Source organism: Paucibacter sp. TC2R-5 (genome assembly GCF_025717605.1).
GTDB classification, from domain to species: Bacteria; Pseudomonadota; Gammaproteobacteria; order Burkholderiales; family Burkholderiaceae_C; genus Paucibacter_A; species Paucibacter_A albus.
The window spans coordinates 1-6,656 of sequence record NZ_JAJIRQ010000022.1 but is presented as its reverse complement, the minus strand read 5'-3'; the positions used below and the strand labels follow the sequence as shown (position 1 = coordinate 6,656).

General features: G+C 61.9%; 7 protein-coding genes and 1 pseudogene. 3 read left to right on the top strand and 5 right to left on the bottom strand.

Features of this window, described 5'->3' with window-relative positions:
- Both LNV08_RS22805 and LNV08_RS22800 read left to right on the top strand, forming a co-directional pair.
- A partial coding sequence (locus tag LNV08_RS22805; protein WP_263536044.1) for an ABC transporter ATP-binding protein occupies window positions 1-573 on the top strand: 573 nt, incomplete at its 5' end.
- A 12-nt stretch (window positions 574-585) separates the two neighbouring features.
- A pseudogene (locus LNV08_RS22800) lies at window positions 586-1,387 on the top strand (ABC transporter ATP-binding protein).
- 61 nt (window positions 1,388-1,448) lie between these two features.
- On the opposite strand, the gene LNV08_RS22795 reads toward LNV08_RS22800, so the two are convergent.
- The 3 genes from LNV08_RS22795 to LNV08_RS22785 all read right to left on the bottom strand — a co-directional run bounded on the left by LNV08_RS22795 (window position 1,449) and on the right by LNV08_RS22785 (window position 4,491).
- On the bottom strand, window positions 1,449-2,555 hold the full coding sequence (locus tag LNV08_RS22795; RefSeq protein ID WP_263536043.1) for a Leu/Phe/Val dehydrogenase: 1,107 nt from the start codon (window positions 2,553-2,555) through the stop codon (window positions 1,449-1,451).
- A gap of 139 nt (window positions 2,556-2,694) precedes the next feature.
- Window positions 2,695-3,435 carry a 2OG-Fe dioxygenase family protein gene (locus tag LNV08_RS22790; RefSeq protein WP_263536042.1) on the bottom strand — a complete coding sequence of 247 codons (741 nt, stop codon included), beginning with the start codon at window positions 3,433-3,435 and terminating at the stop codon, window positions 2,695-2,697.
- Window positions 3,436-3,450: 15 nt separating this feature from the next.
- On the bottom strand, window positions 3,451-4,491 hold the full coding sequence (locus LNV08_RS22785; protein ID WP_263536041.1) for a CDP-6-deoxy-delta-3,4-glucoseen reductase: 1,041 nt from the start codon (window positions 4,489-4,491) through the stop codon (window positions 3,451-3,453).
- Between the two features lie 100 nt (window positions 4,492-4,591).
- On the opposite strand from LNV08_RS22785, the gene LNV08_RS22780 reads away from it, so the two are divergent.
- Window positions 4,592-5,521, top strand: a complete 930-nt coding sequence (locus LNV08_RS22780; protein WP_414858789.1) for an SDR family oxidoreductase — start codon at window positions 4,592-4,594, stop codon at window positions 5,519-5,521.
- Here LNV08_RS22780 and LNV08_RS22775 read toward each other — a convergent pair whose 3' ends face one another.
- Window positions 5,522-6,022, bottom strand: coding sequence for a rhomboid family intramembrane serine protease (locus LNV08_RS22775; RefSeq protein ID WP_263536039.1), 501 nt, complete (start codon window positions 6,020-6,022; stop codon window positions 5,522-5,524).
- Between the two features lie 435 nt (window positions 6,023-6,457).
- Window positions 6,458-6,656: hypothetical protein (locus LNV08_RS22770; RefSeq protein ID WP_263536038.1), on the bottom strand; the 199-nt coding region annotated here is incomplete at its 5' end.

Here is a 6,656-nt window from a genome sequence, read left to right as displayed (position 1 = left end):
TATGCGCCGACCGCCGTGCACGAAGTCGCCAAGACCGGCATTGCACGCACCTTCCAGAACATCCGGCTGTTTGCTGAGATGACCGCGCTGGAAAACGTGATGGTGGGTCGCCACATCCGCACGAACTCCGGCTTGCTGGGCGCGATCTTCCGCACCCCCGGCTTCAAGAACGAAGAGGCCGCGATCGCCAAACGTGCGCAGGAGTTGCTCGACTATGTCGGCATCGGCAAGTACGCCGAGTTCAAAGCACGCACCTTGAGCTATGGCGACCAGCGCCGCCTGGAGATTGCAAGAGCACTCGCCACCGACCCCAAGCTGATCGCCTTGGACGAACCGGCCGCCGGCATGAACGCGACCGAGAAGGTGGTGCTCAGAGAGTTGATCGACCGCATCCGCAAGGACGGCCGCACCATCCTGTTGATCGAACATGATGTGAAGTTGGTGATGGGTTTGTGCGACCGCGTCTCGGTGCTGGACTACGGCAAGCAGATTGCCGAAGGCACGCCCTACGACGTGCAGCGCAACGAGAAAGTGATTGAAGCCTATCTGGGCGCCGGTCACAAGAACCACTGAAAGAGCAACCAAATGACAGCAAACGTATTACTTAAAGTCAGCGGGCTCAAGGTGGCTTACGGCGGCATCCAAGCCGTCAAGGGCGTGGACTTCGAAGTGGCGCAGGGCGAGTTGGTCAGCCTGATCGGGGCTAACGGCGCGGGCAAGAGCACTACGCTCAAGGCCGTTACGGGCCTGCAGCCTGTCGCCGTCGGCGACATCGAGTACATGGGTAAATCGATCAAGGGCCAGGGTGCTTGGGACTTGGTCAAGCAAGGCCTGGTGATGGTGCCGGAAGGGCGGGGTNTACATGGGTAAATCGATCAAGGGCCAGGGTGCTTGGGACTTGGTCAAGCAAGGCCTGGTGATGGTGCCGGAAGGGCGGGGTACCTTCACGCGCATGACCATCACCGAGAACCTGCAGATGGGCGCCTATATCCGCAGCGACAAAAAAGGCATCGAGGACGACATCGACAAAGTGTTCGCGATCTTCCCGCGCCTCAAAGAGCGGCGGCTGCAACTGGCCGGCACGATGTCGGGCGGCGAGCAGCAGATGTTGGCGATGGGCCGCGCCTTGATGACGCAGCCCAAGGTCTTGCTCTTGGACGAGCCCTCGATGGGCTTGAGCCCCATCATGGTGGACAAGATCTTTGAGGTCATCAACGACATCCACAAGCAGGGTGTGACCATCCTCTTGGTGGAGCAAAACGCCAGCCGCGCGCTGCAGATTGCCAACCGGGGCTATGTGATGGAGTCGGGCCTGGTGACGATGACGGGCGAGGGCAAGACGCTGCTGAATGACCCGAAGGTCAGGGCGGCTTACCTAGGCGAGTGAGGGTTCGGCCGGGTGGAAAAAAGGCGGCCAGTGGCCGCCTTTTTGTTGGGTGCTTGGATGCTCAGACCGGCTTGACCAGCTTGGCACGCGCCCAGGCGTCGGCGACGCGGCCGGGGGTGGAGTTCTCCAGCTTGACGCGCTCCAGCAATTCGGCGACACGCTCACCGATGCGGCTGACTTCGGCCATCACGGCCGACTCTTCACCCTCGTTGCGGTACTCGCGGGCCACGCTGATGATGCCGCCGGCGTTGACCAGATAGTCGGGCAGGTAGCAGATGCCGCGCTGCTGCAAGGCGTCGCCATCGGCGGCGGTGGACAATTGGTTGTTGGCCGCGCCGGCGATCAGCTGAGCGCGGATTTGAGGCACGCTGACGCTGTTAAGCGCGGCGCCCAAGGCGCATGGCGCCAGCACATCGACATCGGCCGACAAGATTTCGTCAATGCCGACCGCTTGCGCGCCCAGCAGTTGCTGCGCACGGGCAATTTTTGCGGAGTCCACATCGGTGACGACCAGCTTGGCTCCGGCCTTGTGCAGAAATTCGGCCAGATGCCAGCCGACCGCGCCCAGACCTTGGATCGCCACGCGCACGCCTTCGAGCGAGCTGCGCTTCAGGTGCAACTTGACGCCGGCTTCGATCGAAACAAACACGCCCCAAGCGGTCTTGGGGCTAGGGTCGCCACCAAATGCACCGGCGCGCGGGATGCCGCTGACATATTGCGTTTGGGCCTGCATGCCCAGCATGTCGGCGGTGGTGGTGCCGACGTCTTCGGCGGTGATGTAGGCGCCGTCCAAAGACTGCACGGCGCGGCCAAAGGCGGCGAACAGGGCGGGACGGTCAAACTGGCCTGCCGGCTTGATGATGACGGCCTTGCCGCCGCCAAAGGGCAGGTCGGCCAAGGCGTTCTTCAGGCTCATGCCTTGCGACAGGCGCAGCGAGTCGTTCAGCGCGGCCAATTCGTTGTCGTAGGTCCAGAAACGGCAGCCACCGAAAGCAGGCCCACGGGCGGTGCTGTGCACGGCCAGAATCGCCTTCAGGCCGGTCTCGGCGTCGGCGGCCAGCAACACGCGCTCATGCGGGGCTTGGTCGGGCAGACCGAACAGGGAAGAAGGGATGGATGAAGCGGGCGCGGCTGCGATGGCGCGCGCGAAATCAGAAATTGCATTCATGTCTTGATGGCACTCGTGATGCGGTTGAACGGGCTGGCTTGCCCAGGAATCGGCTGCTTTTGGTAGCCGAGGCCGGCAAGTGTAATGGGGGTGCAGGCAGCCGGCCAAATGGGCTGGGGCTGAAAAGCCGCAAATTTCCTCACAAAGCCTGAAAACCACCCGCTCTCAGGGTGACGACCAAGGTGTCGCGGTAGCCATGGTCGGCCGTCGGTTGAATCGGCGTGGTTTCGTGAATCACGCGCTCGTCGTCGAGCAGCAGCAGGGTCCAGGGTTCGCTCATGGTGAAACGTTGCCCACTCGGACCATTGGCGTCAAAGACCCGCGACTCGCCGCCTTTGATGCCATGGCGTCCTACAAAAAACACCGCGACGAAATCCACGCCGTCGCGGTGCGCGCCCTCCGGCGTTGGGCGGCCAATGCCGTCGGTGGTGTCGATGCGAAATTGGTGCGCTTCGATGAACCAGCGGCGCTCACCCTTCAGGCGCGAGGCCACGCCGGCCAGACCGAACATCAGCTGCCGCCAAACCGGCAACTGGCAAAGCTCCTCCGCCAAAGGTTCGAACCATCGTTCGATCCCGCCGTGCAAGGCGTTGTAATCGAGCGGTTGCCAATGGGCGCGGTGCGCAACAGGGGTCAAGACCTGGCCCTCAGCGCCAACTTCAGCGACAAAGCAACCGTGACGACGAAAGCGGTAGCGGCCGCCGTCACGCAGATAGGCGTCCGGCGGCAGGTCGGCCCAGAACTTGGGCAATTCGGCCAAGTCCTCAAGCCGGCAAGCCAGCGTGGCGGGCAGGCTGCTGGGCGCAATGACCACCGCACCTTGCTCGCGCAACTGCGCCTCGAAGCATTCAGCGGCGACATAGGGCGGTGTAAACATCATGGCGCAGTCTGGCCTTCAGTTGGATTGAGCTTGGTTTTTGTCGGCTTCGGAAGTGAAAGAGTCGGCGTAAAACTCTTCAGCCGGCAAGCCGCATTTGGCGACGAATTCGGCCTTGGCCGAGTCCACCATCACCGGCGCGCCGCAGGCATAAACCTGGTAAGCCGACAGATCTGGCAAGTCGGCCATCACCGCTTGATGAACAAAGCCGGTGCGGCCGGTCCAGCCGTCTTCGGCCTTGGCCTCGGATAGCACCGGGACGTAGCTCAAGCCGGGCGTGCTGGCGGCGGCTTGCAGCGCCCAATCATGCAAGTACAGATCGGCCTTGCTGCGGCAGCCCCAGTACAGCGTGGTTGGCCGCGTCAGGCCCAGATGCTGAATGCGCTCGATGATGGCTTTCAGTGGCGCGAAGCCGGTACCGCTGCCCAGCAGCACGATGGGCTTGTCGCTGTCCTCGCGCAGGAAGAAACTGCCGAACGGGCCTTCCATGCGCAGGATGTCTTTCTCCTTCAGAGCGCTAAAGACGTGGTCGGTGAACTTGCCGCCCGGCATGTGGCGGATATGCAGTTCGATGAAGCCCGGCATGCTGTGCGGCGCATTGGCCATGCTGTAGCTGCGGCGGGCGCCGTCGCGCAAGATGAACTCGACATACTGGCCGGCGTGGAACTGGAAGTTCTGGGTGGCCGGCAGTTGCAGGCGCAAGACCGCAACATCGGCCGTGGGCTTTTCCACACTGGCGATGCGGCTGGGCAGCTTGAGCACAGGGAATTCGCCGGCGCCCGGCACGGTGCGGGCTTCGAGGGTGCAGTCGGTCTGCGGCGTGGCGCAGCAGGTCAGCACAAAGCCGGCGGCTTCTTCGGCTTCGGTCAAGGTCTTGGCCTGATGGGCGCCGTGAATCACGCGGCCTTCGAGCAGGCGGCTTTTGCAAGATCCGCAGGCGCCGTCGCGGCAGCCATAGGGCAGGCCGATGCCGCCCCGTATGGCCGCGCTCAGCAGGGTTTCATCACGTTCGACGGAAAAGACGCGCCCGCTGGGCTGTACGGTGACCTGGAAATTCATGTGATGACGCTTCTAAATGCAAGGCGGCCCGGGAAAGCCGGGCCGTACACTGAGCCGCTATTTTGCCTGAGCTTGAAACATGTCCCTCGGATCGCTTGCTATCCCCTCTTCAACAGCCGGCTTGGCTGCGGGTTCCTACCCGGTCAAGTTCGGGCGGCCCCGTTTGTTGATCGTCGGTTGCGGTGACGTGGGCATGCGGGTACTGCGTCAGCTGCGTCGCACGGCCGGGCGTTGGCAAGTGCTGGTTTTGAGTTCAAGCCCAGGGCGCTTGGCGGAGCTGCGTGGGGCGGGTGCCCGGGTGCTGATGGGTAATCTGGATCAAGCCGAAACGCTGGCGCGCCTGGGCGGCGTTGCCGATGTGGTGTTACATCTGGCGCCGCCGGCAAGCAGTGGCGCCGAGGACAGGCGCACGGCCAATTTGCTGCGGGCGCTGGCGCGCAGCCAGAGCCCCAAGCGCTTCATTTACGCCAGCACGACTGGGGTTTACGGTGACTGCCAAGGCGCTCGGTTTGACGAGTCCAGGCCCGCCGCTCCCGGTACCGATCGGGCGCGGCGCCGGGTGGATGCCGAGCAGCGCATCCGCCGCTTCGGCGCCGAACATGGGGCGGCGGTGACGATTCTGCGCATCCCCGGCATTTATGCTTCCGACCGGGTTGGTGGCCATCCGCGCGAGCGTTTGGCGCGTGGCTCGCCGGTGTTGCGGCGCGAGGACGATGTGTTCACCAACCATATACATGCCGATGACCTTGCGCGCGCCTGCGTTCTGGCGCTGTCCAAAGGTCCGAATCAGCGCGTGCTGCATGTCTGTGATGACAGCGAAATGCTGATGGGGGACTACTTCGATCTGGCGGCCGATCTTTGCGGTCTGCCGCGTCCTCAGCGGGTGAGCCGCGCGCAGGCTCATGATGTGATGTCGCCTATGCAACTCAGTTTCATGAGCGAGTCCAGGCGGCTGATCAATCAGCGTCTGAAAACCGAGTTAGGACTGAGGCTGCTTTATGGCCAGATTGCCGCTGGCCTTGTGGCCTGATCAGCGTCGGCGCGCGCCGCCACGCCAGTAGCGAATCAGGAGGTATGCGCCCAACATGCCGCCCAGATGGGCGAAATGCGCGACGCTGCTGTTGTTGTTCAAACCCAGCAGCAATTCCAGCGCACCAAAGATGGCCACAAAGTACTTGGCCTTCATCGGGATAGGCGGGAACAGCGGCACGATGATCCGGTCGGGGAAAAGCATGCCAAAGGAAAGCAACAGGCCGAACAGCGCGCCCGAGGCGCCGACCGTCGGTGCCATCGATCCCATCAGCAAGGTCACGATCAACTGCACCACTGCTGCGCTCAGAGTGCTGGCAACCAATATTTGCGTATAACGCTTGGCGCCCCAGACGCGCTCCAACTCCGAGCCAAACATCCACAGGCCCAGCATATTGAAAAACAGATGGAATTCGCCGCCATGCAAAAAGGCGTAGGAGATGGGCTGCCAGGGCATGAAGCGGCCCGACTGCAAGGGCCACAACTCAAAGGGGATCTGCATGCCGCGGGGCAGGAGCAAAAAGGCGCAGTAAAAACCCACACAAGCCAACATAAAGGCTTTGGTAACTGGAGGGATATGGGGCATAGGAATGTCGTCGCTCTCAAGATGCCGCGATGGGAGGCTGGGCGCAAAGACGCCGCACGGATGCTCCAGTGTAAACGCTGCCTTTGACGAGTCTTTTGACGCTGCCGTCGTGGGAAGTAACAAAGTACCTGCATTGCGCTTGGACGCAAAAAAGCCACCTCAAGGGTGGCTGTCTGCAATGAACGTTGTTGCCTCAGCTCATCAATTTCAACTTCGATTTACCCGCCACCCTAGTTTGCACTATGGTGCCCGAGGCCGGACTCGCAGTGCCATGATTTACGGCGTTTTCAGTGGATTTGGTGTCAAGCCCGACACCAATGAGCAATTTACCAGACTCGAATCGGTAAAAAATCAGTGTTTTCCCTTGTATTTTGGGCAAAGCAAGGCGAGCAAAACTGACCCTCTTGTCAGCTGCTTTTGCATGTTCAGCCGGACCAGTGGCCCACTAAATGTCGACTTGCAATAGGTCTTGATTATCGCCGGCAGAGAGCCGCAAGGCTGCTCCGTGCCTATTCTGTTGAAAAAGTCGTTGATCGGCACGAGCGGGCTG